We start from the raw sequence: 19,801 nt of genomic DNA, 5'->3' as shown, positions 1-19,801 counted from the left end.
CTAGAAAGATCTCCATATGTTAACGTATCATCTCTATGTACAACAGCAATACGGTCTGGGCTTTGACTAACCTGAGCATCAAAAATGTCTAAAACAGAATCATATTCTGGAAAAGTAACTCCAGTAGCATTGAAACCTTCACTAAGCCTAAAACGCTCCTCTTCTGATAAAATATCAATCTCGGACAAACGAATGTCGGGGTTAGTAATTAATTCATATAACACACTAGAAAAACGGGTCTCAAAAGACTCAATAAATTCAGAATCAAAACATCTAGAATCAAAAACAAGTTTCCCTTCAATGTCATTTTTTTTCTCTTTTAACCATAAACAAATATCTGAAGCCTGCGTATCTAAGTAATTGTGTGACCACGTATATTTTATATTTTCTTCGGTCGTAACTACATTTTCTTTTTCTTCTTCAAAAAAGTACAAAGCATTTATTTGAGCTGTATTGGTAGTTACTTGATTTCTCATATCAAGCTCTGCCATTAGTTTTTTGAATGGCATTGCTAAATAGTCAAGCCCTTTTTCATAAAACTCTTTAACCTCTTTAACATATGTATTAAATGTTTTTTCTGCAGATATCTTACTTTGTAGCGGCATGATATTATCCATGCTTCCCACCACATTTTTTAAACTTTCATAACTCCTGTTATTTTCGATGGTTCCTATGGTAAGGTTTTGTTGACGACTATATTTATGCAGCAAAAATTTATACGCAGCCATACACACTACATTTGTACTTACACCATTTGAATCTGCAAATCTTAACACATTCTGTATCAAGGACTTTGAAACAGTAACATCAACACTCCCAGCAGAATACACTTCTTGATTATCTTTTAAAAGTTGTTTTGGTAACTCTACAGGTTCTATACTTTCTTGTAATTGATTTTTCCAAAACTCTATCGTGTTTGGATATAGTTTCATCAATGTCTCTTTTTGAAGAGAAGTAAAACCAGAATAATTTACCGGAGTAATACTAGATGTTAAATTCTCATTTTTGAGTAACACACCATAGGTTTCAACAATTTCTGTAACAATTTTTTGTATTGAAAAAGAGTCAATAATTGAAGTATGAAAACTCATTAAAAGTTTATGATTACCATCTTTTGTCTGTAATACTCGTATCTTAAAAAGAGGTTCTACTAAATTAAATAAATGTTGCGAAACTGAATTTATAAACTCTGAAGTATCCTTATCATTTTCAAAGATTAAAGTTTCAATTTCATTATGATATGTACTACTAATACTTTGATATAATTGTTCTCCTTTAAAAATTAATTGAGATCTTAGGGCTTCATGAGTATTTGCAACTTCTCTAACACTTTCTTTGAGTACATCAACCTCTATAGTTTCTTCAAAATCAACTATAACAGAGACATTTGAAGAGTTAGCATTTTGCTTTTCATCAATACCATCTAACCACTGTTCTTGCTGCGCATATGTGGCTGGAATTAACTTTTCTATGTTTGAGTTTTCTTGAACATAACCCTGTATTTTCTCTTCTACCAAATCGGTTATTGGACTCCATAAAAAGTCTTGAGGACAGATTGTATCTTGAGGGGATTCAACCATCCTGGATAATACATTAAGAAATATATCATTATAAAGATCATACATCTCCTTAGTCATAAAAGGAGAAGAGTATTCGTGCATACAAATAATTCTATCGTTTGTAACGTCATAGTTTGCATCAAAAAATGTATTTCCTCTTAAAAAAGTATCAAATTCAATTCTGTTACTCTCATCCTCACTAAATTTTTCAAATAACATGTCTTCCTTAACGTGCCAATTAATGTAATTAAAGAACGTGTCAAATAGTGGATTACCTTCATTACTACCTCCTACAAGTTGATTAATCTCAAATAATGACAGGTGCTCATATTTTTTAACCTCTAACACTTTTTTGCCTACCAGTTCGATATAATCGTTCCATGTCACATCCTGTGGTATCTGAACTCTTAAAGGAATAGTATTTAAGAAACATCCTAAGACTTTTTCTCCGTCTGGTTTTAAGGGTCTTGTAAAGGTTACTAAACCAACAAGCAAGTCATTTTCTCCAGAAAGTATTTTCATTGCATATAGATAGGCCGAAAGCAACATATTTTTAACTGTTGTATTTCCTTGTTCAGCGGCTTTTTCTAAGTCTTTCAATAACTGCTGAGGATAAATATCTCTAACAGATCTAAACACTCTGGCCCCTTTATCAGCACTAAGCTTTAACCTTTTATAATCTTTTAGTTCTTCTTTCCAGAAATTTCTAGTTTCTTCATTCTTTTTATTGAAAAGCTCTTGTACGATATAATCCTTAAAATTTGCTTGAAGTTTAGGCAATTCTGAAACGTTTGTCTTTAATAACTCAACGTATGTATTATTCCATTCGGTTAATAAGGAGGCAAAACTCCAACCATCAATAATAGCATGATGATACTCAAATAAGATTTCATGGTGATCCTTTCCTATTTTATAAATAATAATCCTCCAAAGTTTTTCTGCATTCAAATCAAAATGTTCCGGTCTGCTTTTTTCTAAATCCTCATTAATTTTTTGATTTTGCTCTTCTTTGGAATATTGACTATAGTCATAAAATTGAATTTTGGTATCCACTTTTTTATACACTATATGTGCAAACCTCTCCATATTAAAACCAGTTCTCAAGATCTCATGTTTATCCACCATAAGGTCAAGAGCTCTTTGCAATATTTCAAGATTGAGATCTTTATAAAATACTGGCTGCATCAACTGCTCGAAGTATAATATATCATTAGGTCTAGATTTATGAATGAAACACATTGCCATTTCAATATCACTCATCGGAAAAACCGTCTGAATCTGTTCGTTAGGATACGTTTTTAAGTATGTTTCTCCAAAGTTCTCTACTTCTTTGATTACATCTTCATACAACTCTGGAGCATTATTTGTACTACTATTCTCTATAAACAAAGCCATTTTTTCAATGGTGTCATTTTCATAGAGATCTACCATGCTTATTGTAGTAGACAGCTCATTATTTAATGTACCGATTAGTTTAATAGCGAGTATAGAATCTCCTCCTGTTCTAAAAAAGTTGTCTTGAATTCCTACTTTTTCCAACCCAAGTGTTTGTTTCCAATAATACTCAAGCTTTTTTTCCAGATCTGTCTTGGGAGCAACATATGCGTTCTCACTTTCCCATTTCAATGATAATAATGCATTTCTATCTACTTTTCCGTTTACAGTTACTGGAATTTGATCTATAGTTATGAAATACGATGGAATCATATATTCCGGTAACTTAGATGCTAGGACCTCTCTCAGATCATCTTCTGAATATTCTTGATTTGTAACAATATAGCCTACCAGTTGCAACCCGCTTTGGGCCTCTTTTGTTAAAACAACAGCACTATTTACTGCTTTGCATGATTGAATTGCTAATTCTATTTCTCCTAGTTCAATTCTATTCCCTCTAATCTTAACTTGATTATCAATTCTTCCTAAAAATTCTATTTCGCCATCGGGTAACCATCTCGCTAAATCACCTGTTTTATAAAGTATTGATTGTTCATCAAAAGGATTTTCTATAAATCTTTCTTTTGTCAATTCTGGTTGGTTACAATATCCGGGTGAAAGATTAACACCTCCTATAAACAATTCTCCAGGAATACCAATCGGTTGATGTTGCAATTCTGTATTGAGTATGAATAACTGTGTATTATCGATAGGTTTTCCAATCGGAATTGAACGGTACTTTCTGGTTCTGGATACTTGATGATATGAAACATCAATAGTAGCTTCTGTTGGACCATATAAGTTATGTAATCTTGCATTTGAACAATAATCTAGAAAACCTTTAGCATCGTTAACTTTAAGTTCTTCTCCACTAGTAAATAGATTTTTTATACTTTGTAAGGTATGTTTCTGATCATCTTCTGATAAATATGCTAGTAAGGCATTCAACATCGAAGGAACGAAATGTAATGTAGTAACTTTTTGCTTATCAATGATTTCACAAATTTTCTGTGGTTCTTTTTCAGCTCCCGGATCGGCCAACACCAATTTTGCTCCGCACATAGACCACCAAAACAACTCCCATACCGATACGTCAAAAACTATTGGTGTTTTCTGAAGAATTACATCATTTTCGTTTAATTGATACTGGTTTTGCATCCAGTTCAACCTGTTCACCAAAGAAGTGTGTTTAATCAATACTCCTTTAGGTCTTCCTGTAGAACCTGATGTATATATGATATAAGCAACATCATTTGGTAACGCAAGGTTTTCATATACATTTGAGCACTTTTTTGCCTCTACAGGATTTAAACAATCAATCTTATCATTAAAATTCTCAAAATATTCTGGTTTCGTAAAAAGAGCTTTTGCTTCACTATTTTCTAAAGCGTATAAAATCCTATCAGTCGGATGACTTTCAGAGAGTGGCAAGTAAATATTCCCTGATTTTAGAATTCCAAAAATTGTAATCATCAATCCTAACGAACGCTCCATTTGTACCCCAAAGACATTTCCTTTTTGTGGGTACTTTTCACTGATGAAATTTGCAACTTGATTTGACTTTTCATCGAGTTCTTGATACGTCAAACATTTATCATTAATTTGAATCGCAATGTTATTAGGCTTATTTTGAGTCTGTGCTTTAAAAAAGTCAAGAATCGTTTTGTCTTCAGGATATGAGATTTTGGTATTATTAAACTCTTCTAAAATCCTATTTTTATCCTTAGAAGAAATCAATTCGATCGAATTGATTGACTTTTCTTTATTTGCCAAAAGTTCTGAAAGAAGATTAAAGTAGTGCTCAACTATACCTGCTATATACCTTTCATTGTACTTACTACCATTATACTCTAATGATAATACAATAGTATCATTCAATTCAAACTTAAATAGAATATCTGGCAGAAGAGTGCTTAATAAATTTTCATCTTGAACCCCTTGAACAAGCATTCCTACAGTAGGTATATCTTTTATCTCATCACTATCCTTTTGCAAAATCCGATCTATAGGATAGTTACTATACGCTGTATCATTTATCAAATTATCCTTTAAAGCCATTAAAAATTCTGGAAAAGTTTTATTTCCAAAATCACTCATGCGCAAAGGAATTATTGATTGTCCTTTTTCAGAATTCTTATTTTCCAAATACGTTGGCGTAAATATGCAAATATCATTATGAGAAGAATATTTATATGCCAAAACTTCTAAACCCGCTAATAATAGCATATGTTTTGCCTTAGAAGTACTAGCTATTCGATTTAAATTTTGAAATAACTTTTTATCTGTATTACATGTTTTGTATGTTTTTCGAGTTCCTTCATTGATATCATCTGAAGGGACTTTATGATCAAAAAAATCATTCCATTCCATTCCTTCTAACCTATTTTTCCAATAGGTCCTTACCATAATATTTTTATTGGCTTTTATTGCTTCTAAATCTAAATTTGACTTTGCTGACATGAGCTTTATTTTTTAATGTATTTCTATAAAATGTATACCTCTTATCTTTTTTTGAGATAGATAAACAAGTAGAATTTATAATGAAGTAATCAGTAATTCTTTTTTGTGTTAAAAATCAAAAGCGATTTCCTCTTCTTGTATTGAAGTTACAGCAAACTCACTATCAATATATTGAATCACTTCGGCATCTATGTCTTCAGCAACCTTGGTTACTAATTCCTTAAATTGATTTATAATAATATCTATATCCCCTGCAGTAAAATGAGCAGCAGAGTACTCCATCCTGAAAAACATTGCATCATCACCTTCGCTAGCAAATAATGTGATCGGGTATTTATACGTTGTATTTTCAAATTCGTATGAAGAAAAGTTTACTTCATCCAAGTCTACTTTTTTCTCTTCAAAATTTTGGAAAACCAACATTACCTCAAATAAACTATCAATGGTCGTTTTTCTACTATTATTGATATCTTTTACGATGTTTGATAAATCATAAATTTGTGCACTATTTGCCTCTATTAGCAATTGATGAATTTCTTTAACATAATCATGAAATTTCATATGAGGCTTTAACCTATACCGAACTGGTAAGGTTTTGGTAAACATCCCAACTACATCCTCAAGTTCATCTTGAAGTCTTCCAGAGGTATTAATTCCAATCACAATATCTTCTTCTGCAGTAAATTGATATAGATATAAATGAAACAATGAATATAATGCCGAAAACGTAGTTATTTCCTTGTTATTGAGGTTATCTGTAATTTTTGACAATACATTCTTTTCTATTTTGAAAGAAGTATTTCCTCCTCTGTTAGTATCTTGTTTTGTATCGGTAATCGTTGTAGGAAAAGTAAGCTTTGGAAGCTTGCCTTCAAAGGTTTTAAGCCAAAATTCTCGATGTGAAATGTAATCGTCTGTCATCTTAAATTCGCTCTCCCATTCTGCATAATCCTTATACTGTAGTGGTAATGGAATAAGTTCTTCTCCTTTGTACAGTTGTAACAAATCTCCGAATACATTGTTTTGAGAAATCCCATCACATACGATATGATGGATATCTACAACCATAATGGTTTTGTTTTTATCTATCGTAAGAAGACCACAACGTATTAAGGGTTCCTCTGCCAAATCAAATGGTCGTATAAAATCTATGATTTTTTGTTTTGCCGTTTCTTGTGTAGCATTAATTTCTTCGATATTAAAGGAAATCGATGTTTTTACAACTTGTTGAAGCTTTCCATCAACAAATTTAAATCCCGTTCGTAAGCTTTCGTGTCTATCAATTAATGCCAAAAAAGCATTGTGTAATTTTTGCTTATCAAAATCCCCATTAACCATCCATGACATTGGAAGATTAAACGCTGTACTACTCTTATCCAGCTCATAGTTATAATATATACGCTCCTGAGCAGCTGTTAAATTATACGCCTCTTTTTCTTCTGTTTTAGTAATGGTAAGTATATTATCTTTATTGGCTTGATTTATATACTTTGCTTGTTTCTGTATTGTAAGATTGCTAAACATTTCATTCAAAGAAATCCTAACGTTATATTCTTTGTAAATCTTTCCAATCAACCTCATGATAGCAAGTGAATTTCCCCCTATAGTATGAAAACTATCATCTGTTGATATTTCTTTATCGCCCAATATTTCTTTCCAAATTGCCAGAAGCTCTGATTCTGTTTTATTTTCTGGAAGTACGATTTCATTGGTTGTCAAATAGTCGAGTAGTCCATTATAATTAACTTTTCCGTTCTCTAAAAGTGGAAAATCTGTTACTTCTACAACATCAGAAGGAATCATATAAGAAGGCAAATTTTCATTTAAATAGGCCAAAACAGTGTCTTTAAAATCTACCTGACTTGCAGAATCGTCCTTAATTACAAATGCTATTAAAGATTCTGTACCATGAGAAGCATCTGTTGTGGTTTCTGGTGTTTCATCATCAGAATGTTTTATAACTATTGCATTCTTAACATATTCAGATTGTGTTAATACGTTCTCAATTTCATCCAATTCTACTCTGATACCTCTTAATTTTACTTGCCTGTCTTCACGTCCCATTAAGTCGATAACACCTCCTGGCATCATTCTGGCTTTATCCCCTGTTTTAAAAGCAAAAGCCTTTCCAAGTGTTGGTGAATTTACCTTTAAAAATTTCTCAGTATTTAATTGGTCATTGTTTAAATATCCTTTGGTTGTATATGGAGTAATAATGTACAAGTCTCCAGGTACAAAGAGATTACAAGGTTTTAAATTTTCATCGGCCACCAAAAGTTGAGTATCGTTAATTGGAGAACCTATTGGCATTTTTGGCAATTCAACATCTTCTGGTTTGATGTTATAAGAAGTTCTGATCATTGTGGTCTCTGTAGTACCATACAGGTTAACCAACTGAATTCTTGATTTAAACACGGTGTACCAATTTGCTAATTCTGAAGGAATGATTTTTTCTCCAGACATTAAAACATGGGTAAGCGTTGTAAAATTATCGGCAGTAATTTGCGCATTGTTAAACACTCTAAATAAACTTGGAACACAATGAATCAAGTTAATTTTTGCTTTATCAATCCAAGCAACCATTTTTTCTGGTGTAAAGAAATCTTCATCGGCTGGTGGTATACAAATAGTTCCTCCTGCTAATAACGGAGCAAAAACATCTCGAAGAAAAGCGTCAAAATATGGACTAATAAACTGACTCACTCTGGTGCCAGAAGCAATAGAAAAAGTATCAATTTCCCATTTCAAAAATTGTAACAAACTACAGTTCTTTCCTATTATGCCTTTGGGTTTCCCTGTGGTTCCCGAAGTAAAGTAGACATAAGCACTATCTTGCGAATCATATTTTGGATATTGAACGCTCTGTTCATCACTCTCGTTTTCTGAATCCAATATATCTTCAATGAAAATGTATTCTACAGAAGAATGTTTCTCTACCAATGGACTATCTTTGGAAGTAATCATATACGATAGATTCAAATCCTTTATAATATTTTCCATTCTGGAATCTGGCATTGTAACATCCAAAGGCACAATGACTCCTCTAGCATTTAATACCCCTATAATAGAATAGATAAGATTTGTTTTATCTGTCAACTGTATCCCTACAAAGGCTTCAGAAGGCATCTTCTTGTTCAATAATATAGTGGTAATCTTATTTGCAATTTTCAAGACATTGGCATATGTTACCAATGTGTCCCCATTATCTATAGCTACTTGATTATGATAGGTTTTAAAGCTTTTTATTAGTTCGTTTTGAAAAATCATAACAGTGTTTTTTTCAGTTATTATTGTTTATGAATATGGTTTGTATTTTTAAGAAATAATTTTGGTTTCACTCCTTATTTTATCGTGTTTTTGTGAATAGGAATCCCCATTGCAGCGAGAAACTACTGCAGGAACAGTAGCTTCGCCACATTCTTAAGGTAATCTGTTGATGCAATAGTATTTCTTTATAAAAATCTATTACACTTACAGAATATTAAATCAAATAAAGAGGTTAGTTAAGATTCGAAAAACTTGTCTAGAAGCATTCCAAAGGTGATGACTACAATTAACAAATCACTTTCAAAAGGAGCATTGACTGTAAATCCATCTTGGCTATACTTCTTTTTAAGTTTTTCGATTTCATCAGGATTAAAATATCCTTGTTTCTTTATTAAATCGTAAGACAAAAGATCATTAATATATTCAATGTTTTTTTGCAATAAATAAGGACTTCCTGGAGCAATGAAATGAAACTTTTCTCTTTCAAAAACCTTTTTTGGCAAAAATCGAGTAGCCATTTGTTTCAAAATATATTTCTCGGTAAATCCATTAAGTTTTAAATCTGAAGGTAAATGCGTTGAATACTTAATAAGTTCTTTATCTAAAAACGGATATCGTACTTCTACTGAATTTGCCATGGCCATTCTATCACCATGATCAGAAACCAGATGATCTACTAATCGCATTTTATAATCGATATATGCTCTTTTATTTAATACATCTCTGTTTTTTATACGATCTGTATTGATCAATGTATGATTTAAACAGTTAATTTCGTCAAACGAAGCATTAACATCTGCAGAGTACAATGCTTTTTTTAATGCATTAAACTCGGTGTAATTTCTTTCATAGAAAAAAGATTCGTCTCCCCAGAGTTTTTTTCTCAATTCACGTTCTTCGGGAGCTATAGAATCTTGAGTGCTATTTAATCCCTTCATTTTATCAAACCTATACCCTACATATCCTGCAAAGAACTCATCAGCACCTTCGCCAGAGAGAATTACTTTTATGTCCTTTTCTCTAACTGCCTCGGACAATGATAACGATGCTGTATTATAAGTTTCTTTTATTGGACATTCACTATGATAAACAGAATGTAGTAGTCTTTCACTTATATCATCATAGAAAAATGTTCTTTGATTGAGCTTTGCATTGCTTTCTTCGGCTATTAATTTTTGATACACAGATTCAGAATATTGTGAATCGATAAAGTCAATTGAAAACGCTTCTTTCTTGATATCCGGAACTAATTGATTCACTTTTGCCGTTATCATGGATGAATCTAATCCACCGCTCAAGTATAAGCCTGAAGGAACATCGGCTCTTAATCTCAGATTGATTGCATTATTAAATACCTCCTCTAACTCATTTATATAAGCCTTTTCGGGTTTACCATTCATTTTCATTTCTCCCTCAGGATAAATCAAATCCCAATATTCAACATCTTTTATTTCTCCATAGGCATCAACTAAAAGAAAATGTCCGTTTTCGAGACTTTTAATATTCTTAAACATAGTTCTTGGGCTTACTAACCCGGGAAAAGTGAATACCTGATCTAATCCAGTTAAATCTACTTCTCTTTTTACAAGAGGGTGTTCTAGGATCGCTTTAATTTCTGAGCCAAAAATAAATGTGTTCTCGACAAAGGTGTAAAAGAATGGAATAATACCCATTTGATCTCTTGCGCAGAATAGTCTTTTCCTTTTTGTATCATACAATGCAAAGGCAAACTGACCATTTAACTTATCTAAGAAATCAGTTCCATATGTTTCGTATAAATGAACAATAACTTCTACATCAGATTCGGTTCTAAAAACATGCCCTGCATTTTTAAGCTCTTTTTTTAACTCGATGTAATTAAAGATTTCACCATTACATATCACAAGTATTGACTCATCTTCGTTATATATAGGTTGCATCCCATTTTCTAACCCGATAATACTTAATCTGGTAAATCCTAAAGCAACATTATCAAAAAGCAATGTATCCTGAGCATCCGGACCTCTATGAATAAGTTTATTATTCATATTTTCAATTATTCTATTATCTTCTCCTGAAACTCCACTATCGAATTTCAAAAAACCACAAATTCCGCACATAATTTTTTGTTGTATTTTTTAATAAATTAATGTTCAAATCGATTTTGACTGACTAAAACTCAAAACTAAAATCCATTACTTGCTTCTCTAGCATAATATCCTGAATTTGAGTTGTATCGTCTTCTAAAATTGTATTTAGAATGTTTGAGAAATAATCCTTTAAGACACGTATCATTTCTGTATCATAAAGCTCTTTACAGTAGATGAAATCGATATGCATCTGATGATTACTTTCGCTTACCTCAATTTTAAATTCATAAGGAGAAGTTCTTGTATCACTATTAATTAATATAGGATTGAACTTTAGCGTTTCTAACTCTTCATCACCTTCAACTGTATCAGAAACGGCAAAATGAACATCTACAATTGGGTTTCTTACTACTCGCTCTTCTTTATCAACTATATCAACCATCTGATCAAATTGAAAATCTTGATTATCGTAAGCTTCGAGTACGGTTGTTTTTACTTCTTCTAAAAATTGTTTGTAAGACAGGGTAGCGTTAACATCTGTTCGTAATGGCAAAATATTTACAAATGTTCCCACAAGGTTTTTAAGAGAAGTGTGTGTTCTACCTAGTACATCTGTACCAATAATAACATCACTTTTACCCGAAATTTTTGATAATAAGATATAGTAAACCGAAAGTAAAAACATGAAGTTGGATACTTTAGCTTGCTGTGTTTTCTCTTTTATATCTGTGTATAAAGAGCCTGTAATATCCAATCTATCAACGTCTACATAAAAAGTTCCTACCTCGTTCCGATCTTTACGTGTTAGTAATTCAAGTCTGGGTAATTTACCTTTTAGCATATTCTTCCAAAACCCTTCTTGTTTTTCAATTTTATGCTTCGAGTTTCTTTGCCAAGAAGCATAATCTACATATCGGGTGGCAATTGGATCAAGATTTTGTTCAAAATATAATGCTGTAAAATCTTTAATTAAAATATCCAGTGAGATCCCATCGCAAACAATATGATGAACATCTATAAATAAAAGATCCGGAGCTTGTTTTCTTTTTAATAAAGCACAACGAAATAATGAAGCCTCTGATAAATCAAAAGAACGAACAAAGCTTGAAAAAGCCTCTTCTACCCTATCAAATTGGTTTTCTTCTAACTGTTGAAGCTCAAAACGCACATCTTCATTTACTTTTTGTACAACACCATCTTCTATTAACACAAAACTTGTTCTCAGACATTCATGACGATCAATTAGTTTTTGAAATGTAGCTTCAAGCTTTTCTGTACTACTTTCATCACTAATTTCCAAAGCAGTAGAGATATTCCATCCTAAATCCTGAGTATCCAAAGATTGCTGATAATACATTCTTTCCTGAGCAGGAGAAGTTGGATAATACTCTTTTTTATCTATCGACGGAATGACGCTCTCTTTTTGCACGGTTGCTTTTTCTATTACTTGAGCAAGTTTTTGAATTGATGGATTATCAAAAACATCTTTCAGCTTAAGTTTTACCGCATTTAGCTTTCTAATAGCGCTTATCAAAAGAATCACTTTTATAGAGTTTCCTCCTAATTCAAAGAAACTCTTATTTGTACTAATCGATTCTTCATCCAGCTTTAGAACTTTAGCAAATACTTCTACAAGGTTCTTCTCAAGAGTAGTAGATGCAGAAATATAATCATTATTAATCGCTGTATCTGGCAGCGCTTTTTTATCTAGTTTACCATTTTGCGTTAATGGCATTTCTTCTAATTGTATGCAATTAGCAGGAATCATATATTCTGGTAAACTCTTCGCCAAATGTGTCTTTAATTCTGATGCATCTAATTCTTGACTGGCCACATAATACGCAAATAAAGTTTGTTCCCCCTGAATTTCTTTTGGAATAACATATACTTCTTTTACGTGTTCATATGCTTCAATTTGAGCTTCTATTTCCCCCAGTTCTATTCTAAACCCTCTAATTTTTACCTGGTCATCTATTCTTCCTTTATATATCAGGTTACCATCTTCTAACTGTGTTACTATATCACCAGTCTGATACATTTTCTTACCCTTTGCAAAAGGATTTATTAAAAACCTTTGGCTGGTTAGATCTGCATTCCCCCAATATCCTTTTGATATTCCGTCTCCGGAAAGATAGAGTTCACCTTCTACTCCTTTGGGCACCAGATTTAAATATTTATCTAACACATATACCTGCATATTGTCAATTGGTTTGCCTATAGGTACGGAGTTTGTTTGTTCTTTGGAATTAAACTCATAAATCATACAACCTACCGTTGCTTCTGTAGGACCATACTCATTATATTGAATCATTTGATTAGAAAATTGCTCATCAATAGATTTTGCCAACGAAGTTTCAAAATTCTCTCCTCCAACAATTAGTTTTTTAGGCGTCGTGTTCAGTGAAGAACATGTACTATTTTTAATTATTTTTAAATGAGAAGGTGTTAGTTTAATTACATCTACTTCTTTATCCAGAAAGACTTTTTCTACCAGTATTTCATTTTCATTTTCGGGATATAAAACCATTTTATTACCCGTAAACAAAGGTGTAAAAATAGAAGTGATCGTTAAATCAAAAGAAATTGATGTAAACAGTGCAAATGTTGATTTTTCATTATTCACATAGGCTTTTGCACTCCAGTTGATATAATTAATTAATGATTGATGCTCAATCATTACACCTTTAGGTTTACCAGTTGATCCTGAGGTGTAAATAATATATGCTACATCTGTATTTTTTACAGAATGACTGATATATTGTTTCTCAAATGAAGCTAAATCCTGCGTTACTTCATCAAGATTTACAATATCTGGGAACGACGCTATCAATGGGCTTTTATTACAGGTTAAAACTGTTTTTAAATTAGCACTCTCAACAATAGTCTGTATTCTTTCTTCTGGAAGCTTTATATCTATTGGCACAAATGCTGCTCCTGTTTTTAATGTTCCCAAAATAGCGGGTATCAAGTATTCATCGCGATCAAGTAGAATTCCTACCGTATCGCCAGCTTTTACATTTTTTTCTTCGTTTAGATACCCATAAATCTGATTTGACTTGCTTTGCAACTCTTTATAAGTTAGATCTATGCCATTGTATTGAATAGCAATTTGATTTGGCACATCTTGCACTTGCTTTTCAAAATGTTCCAGAATAGTATTTTCTTTCTGATACTTCTTTTTGGTATTGTTCAACAGCTTTAAAAGCTTATTTTCTTCTTTATCATCTAATAGTTTTACGTCAGATAATTTGCAATCTGGATTATTTATAATCTGATTAATTATCTTTTTATAATACGCTATGAAACGTTCTACTGTCTCGCGTCTAAAAAGATCATATGAATATTCTAGTTTAAGTGTTAGATGATCTCCATTTTCTACTGCAGATAATAGAAGATCAAATTTAGATACATTAAGAATTTTTTCATCAACACCATTAAAAACGGTCAATTCTAAATCAGGAATTTTAAGTTGTGTTTCTTCAGTACTTAATTGATACTCAAACATGGTATCAAATAATGGATTTCTACCTTTTTCTCTGTCTATTTTAAGAGCTTCTACTAATTCTTCGTAAGGATAATCCTGATTATCAAAACAAGCGATCGCTCTCTGTTTTACCTCAGCAAGAAATTCTCTGAAGGTGTAATTTCCTTTTGGATAATTACGAATCGACAGGGTGTTTACAAACATTCCTATAACGTTATCAAAATCTGCATGTTGTCGACCTGCAACAGGAGATCCTACTGTGATATCCTCTTGATTGCTCAACTTTGAAAGGAGAATATTAAATACGGCCAGTAAAACCATATAATTAGTCGCTCGCTCTTTATCTGCAAGTTTTGCTAAACCATCAATTTCTTTTTCCTCCAACGTTATCCATACCGATTCTCCCTTATTACTTGATTCAAGTGGTCGAATAAAATCTGTAGGTAAATCAAACGGCATAATATCATCAGAGAATTGTTGCAACCAAAACTCTTTTTGATTTGATATGCGCTCTTGTTGCTCTTCGGTATGTTGCCAATGTGCATAATCTTTGTATTGAAAATGCAATGGAGGTAAGCTTTCATTATTGTATAACTTCATGAAATCTGAAATCAATATCCCTTGAGATATACCATCTGTAATAATGTGATGCATATCCACCATTAAGATATGTTCTGATTCATTTATTTGAACAAGTCCAACTCTTATTAATGGTGACTCATTCAAATCAAATGGCCTGATAAAGTCATTAATTATTTTAGGAATTTCATCTAAACCTGCTTTAAATTGAGTTATTTTAAAGTCAGTACGCTCTTCTATTTTTTGCATTGGTTCACCATTAATCAATGAAAAAGAAGTACGGAAACTTTCATGCCTCTGCAAAAGTTTCTCAAAAACCGCTTCAAAATGTGCAGTATCTAAATCTCCTTCTAACTTTACAATTTGAGGTAAATTATAAGCTAAAGAATCTTTGGCATATTCATGAAGGAAATAAAGTCTTCTCTGTACCGAACTTAGATGATAGTATTCACTCTTCTCTACTTTTGGAATGCTAACATAATTTTTAGACGGTTTTTCTAATTCGGTTTTTTTGGTACTGATACATTGACTAACCAAGCGTACTGTACTGCAGTCAAAGAATTCTTTAATTGACAATTCTACATTGAACGTTTTATGAATTCTTCTAAGCATCGTTAGTGCTTTCAGAGAATCCCCACCTATTTCAAAGAAATTATCTTCTATTTCTACAGATTTTCCGAAGAAGTCCTCCCACAATTTTATCAATCCTTCTTCAAGAGAATTTAATGACACATTTGTATCTTGAAGACTTGTATCTATGTACGATGCTTCGCTTTCTTCAAGAGTCTCTTCTGAATTTCGTTTAACCCAATCATTTAATCTAAGCTGTAAATCAGTTTTTGAAACTACAATTTGTTGAAGATCTTTTAAGGATAAAACACGTTCAATAGCTTCATATATTTCTCCTACATCAAGGCTAGCATCATCAGATGAATTATCTGAAAAATTTAAGCCATCAAAGTTTACACAAAGCCAGTTTTCCAGATTTCCGCTAGACAGCTTTTCTTTTACAAAATAATCCATAAAACTATTCGCCGAAGCATAAGCAGCAAAGCCTAAACCTCCTAGAATAGATGACAACGAGGATATAACCAGGCAAAAATCCAGGTTTTTATCTTTAAAAACTTCGTCTAAAACTTTTATACCAATGGTTTTGGCAAAGAATTGATCTTCAAAATCTTCTTTTTGCAGATGCTTTATTAGATTAATTGAATTTCCATGAATTACTCCCGCTGCATGAATCACACCGTCTATAAATTCAGTTTTTTCAATATTTTCTACTAGTTTTTCAAAGTCTGATTTATCTATAATATCACAAGAATAATATTCTATTTCTCCACCTAATTTTTCGAGTTCTTGATATCTTTCAATTCTTGTTTTAAGATATTCATTAGCTTCTCCCGTATTTACAATTTTTTTCCACTCGTTTCTTTTCGGTAATTCTGTTCGACCTGTGAGTATTACTTTTGCTTTAAATTTTTCAAGTAGATATTTAGAAAGCGTATACCCTAAATTACCAAGACCACCTGTAATTAAATACGTCCCGTTATTCTTAAATCCGCTTTCAGGTTTTATATTATCTACATTAATCGATTCGTAGGTTTGTACCCATCGATTTGCATTTCTTAGTGCAACACTCTTCCCTTGTTCTTTATATAAAATTTCTTGATATAATCTTTCAACATCTTTTTCCTTATTTTTTGAATGTAATGAGATATCAATATGACCTGTAAGAATTCCAGAATATTCTTGTGCTATTACTTTTAATAATCCAAGTTGCATTCCTTCTTCAGAATTTCCTTCTTCATTTCCAACAATTGTATGTAAATCATTTGTTAGAACAATAAGCTCTTTTTCTTCGAGATCGAAATTTGAATGTAGGCTTTTGATGGTATTAAACAGTGTGTAAAAACTTGTTTCTTCAATTTTATATTGTAGTGAGGGTTCGTTTTTACCATCCGAGATAGGCCAAGCATATAAAACTCTGTCTGGATGTATTCCTTTTTGATGTAAATCAGAAAAAAGTTGTTCTATATTTTCTTTGTTTTCAGGATTCAGGTGGTATGTTCCTGAAGTATCTATACTAAAATTGTCTGCTTTTTTAATACCAATTACAGTATCTGAATTTTTCTCAAGTTTCGTTTGTAATGCATCACCAATACCTAACTCATCGAGAAACAGGATATTTACTTTATTTTCAGATTGAGTAGTATCGATTTTAGGTACTGATGCTTTCTTCCAAGAAGGCTCGTAATACATTGAAGCATTATTCGCATTGGTTGCCCCCGAGATTTCGGTCATCATTTTATAAGCATCCACATTGGTCGGGTATGCCACTTTATCAAAAGAATATGTTGGTAAAGATACTTTTAAGCGTGTCTCATCTTGGTATAGGGTCTTCCAGTCTGGTTCTACACCATATTCCCAGATGCTTCCAATACTTGATAATAAATAACGCTGATCATTAGTTTCTTCAGAAGAATGTCTAACCAGGTTAACAATTCCTTGATTTTTATTTCTTGCTGGATTAGACCGTACTAATGAACTTAATACTCGACCTGGTCCAACTTCTATAAATAAGGTTTGTTGTTTTTTGGCTAAATTTTCTATACATTTTGAAAACTTAACAGTCCCCCTTAAATGTTTTACCCAATACTCAGAATTAGTAACCTGATTATCAGAAACTAATTCTCCTGTTAGGTTTGAATAAAAAGGTTTTTGAGGTGAACTGAGTTCTATTTTATCCAATATGGCACGGAATTCTTCCAGAATTTCATCCATCATATGAGAATGAAATGCATGAGATGTTCTCAATTCTTTACAAGAAAATTCTTTATGCTCTAAAACTGCCTTAATTTTTGCAATCTCTTCATGAGTTCCTGATAGTACACATAAGTCTGAACTATTTACAGCTGCCAAAGAAATTCTATCATTTTGTGAAAGATATGGCTGTAGTTTTTCTTCAGATATCGATACGCTAAGCATCGTACCTTTAGAGGCTTTTTGCATTAGTTCTCCTCTGTTCAATACCAAAAACAAGGCATCTTCTAATGAAAACACACCGCTTAAGCACGCTGCTACATATTCTCCAATACTATGACCAACCATAGCTTCGGGTTGAATACCCCAAGAAATTAGTAATTGTGCAAGAGCATACTCTATACTAAACAATAATGGTTGGGCGTTTTCTGTATTATTTATTTCGGTCTCATTCTCAGAAAATAAAATACTTTTTAAATCTTTATCTGTAAAACGTCCTAAAACTTCGAAACACGTATCTAAGTTTTCTCTAAATGCTGTTTCATTATTATACAAGTCAAGGCACATATTAACATATTGAGAACCTTGTCCTGAAAACATAAAAACAATGCTAGGTCTTTCTTTTTTTGAAAGATATTTGTCTACGTGTTGTATTTTTAGGTTTGATAATGCCTCTGCAATATCTTCTTTTTCATTGCAAACAATTGTCTTTCTATATCCTAGTGATGCTCGTCCGGTTTGCAATGTATACGCAACATCAGACAATTTTAGTTCATTATTTTCTTTAATGAATTCTGAAAATCGCTGTAGGTTTCTCTCTAAAGCAGTTGTCGTTTTAGCAGAGAAGGTTAATACTTGATAATCTCTACTATCCGGAGAAGATATCATCTCTGGGGCCTCTTCTAAAATTACATGTGCATTTGTACCTCCAATACCAAAAGAACTTACCCCCGCTCTTAGTGGGTACTTATCATTTTTCCATTTCGTCAATGCTGTATTAACATAAAAAGGGCTTTCTGAAAAATTTATCTTAGGATTAGGTGTTTTAAAATGTAAAGAGGGCGGTATTAACTTATCTTTTAGCGACATTGCAGTTTTTATTAATCCGGCAACTCCTGCAGCAATATCTAAATGGCCTATATTACTTTTTACCGAACCTATAGCGCAATATTTCTCATCACTCTTTCCAAAAGAGTGTGTTAGTGCCTCAACTTCAATTGGGTCTCCTAATTTAGTAGCTGTTCCGTGTGCTTCAACATAGCTGATACTTTGCGGTTCTACTTTCCCCATTCTCATGGCTTTATGAATCGCTTGTGATTGTCCGTCAATACTAGGTGCTGTATAAGCAATTTTATTATCACCATCATTATTGACTCCACTTCCTTTAATAACAGCGTAGATATTATCGCCATCTTTTATAGCATCCGACAGTCTTTTTAATACAATAACTCCTACACCTTCTCCTCCAATTGTTCCGTCTGCATCTGCATCAAACGTTCTACAATGTCCATCAGATGATTCTATCATTCCTTCTTCATAGAAATATCCTTTTTTAGAATGGTTTTTTATTGTTATTCCACCTGCAATAGCCATTTTACATTCTCTCAACAATAAACTCATGCATGCTCGTTGAATAGCTACTAATGATGTAGAGCATGCAGTATTTATATATACCGAAGGCCCTTGTAAGTTTAGCAAATACGAAACTCTTGAGCATAAAAAAGATACATCTCTTAAATGAAACGCATTAAAGTTGTTAACTTTATTATCCATGTTAGATAACAAAGCATAAGTCAGCCAATTTACATTAGAAGAAGCTCCTGCAAAAAGTCCTATCTTATCAGTATTAGTAGTAATATCATATCCAGCGTCTTCTAATGCTTTCCAACAGTTTTCATGAAATAACCTTGCCTGAGGATCCATCAATTTTGCTTCAGATGGAGTATACCCAAAAAACTCTGAATCAAAATATTGTTTATCCTCTAAATAAGCATTCGCCTTTACATAAGAAGGGTTATTTATAGTTTCAATTTCTTCATCTTCTTCTTTAAGTTCTTCATCTGTAAAAAAGCCTATTGATTCTACTCCATTTTTTAGGTTATCCCAAAATTGGTCAATATCTTTTGCCCCTGGAAATTGCCCGGACATTCCTACAATGGCAATTTCTACACCGTTATATTTTTTCATAT

Annotated in this window: 4 protein-coding genes; all 4 read right to left on the bottom strand. The window is 32.3% G+C overall.

Translation table 11 applies throughout. From position 1 onward, the window contains the following. The coding region (locus JJQ60_RS20520; protein WP_201924399.1) for a non-ribosomal peptide synthetase at positions 1 to 5,453 on the bottom strand (5,453 nt) is incomplete at its 3' end. A gap of 108 nt (positions 5,454 to 5,561) precedes the next feature. Beyond that, positions 5,562 to 8,720: a non-ribosomal peptide synthetase gene (locus JJQ60_RS20515; RefSeq protein ID WP_201924398.1), complete on the bottom strand. Its 3,159-nt coding sequence runs from the start codon at positions 8,718 to 8,720 to the stop codon at positions 5,562 to 5,564. A gap of 236 nt (positions 8,721 to 8,956) precedes the next feature. Further along, a complete protein-coding gene (asnB, locus tag JJQ60_RS20510; RefSeq protein WP_201924397.1) occupies positions 8,957 to 10,819 on the bottom strand; it encodes an asparagine synthase (glutamine-hydrolyzing) in 1,863 nt (620 codons plus the stop codon). A 52-nt stretch (positions 10,820 to 10,871) separates the two neighbouring features. Then, positions 10,872 to 19,799 carry a hybrid non-ribosomal peptide synthetase/type I polyketide synthase gene (locus JJQ60_RS20505; protein WP_201924396.1) on the bottom strand — a complete coding sequence of 2,976 codons (8,928 nt, stop codon included), beginning with the start codon at positions 19,797 to 19,799 and terminating at the stop codon, positions 10,872 to 10,874. Positions 19,800 to 19,801 lie beyond the last annotated feature (2 nt).

The organism is Aquimarina mytili, assembly GCF_016735115.1.
Classification (GTDB): domain Bacteria; phylum Bacteroidota; class Bacteroidia; order Flavobacteriales; family Flavobacteriaceae; genus Aquimarina; species Aquimarina mytili.
The sequence above is the reverse complement of the archived record's forward strand: the minus strand, read 5'-3'. Positions and strand labels throughout refer to the sequence as shown.

Coding starts and splice junctions, on each gene's coding strand:
- JJQ60_RS20515 (WP_201924398.1), bottom strand. CDS start 8,720: ATGATTTTTCAAAACGAACTAATAAAAAGCTTTAAAACCTATCATAAT.
- asnB (WP_201924397.1), bottom strand. CDS start 10,819: ATGTGCGGAATTTGTGGTTTTTTGAAATTCGATAGTGGAGTTTCAGGA.
- JJQ60_RS20505 (WP_201924396.1), bottom strand. CDS start 19,799: ATGAAAAAATATAACGGTGTAGAAATTGCCATTGTAGGAATGTCCGGG.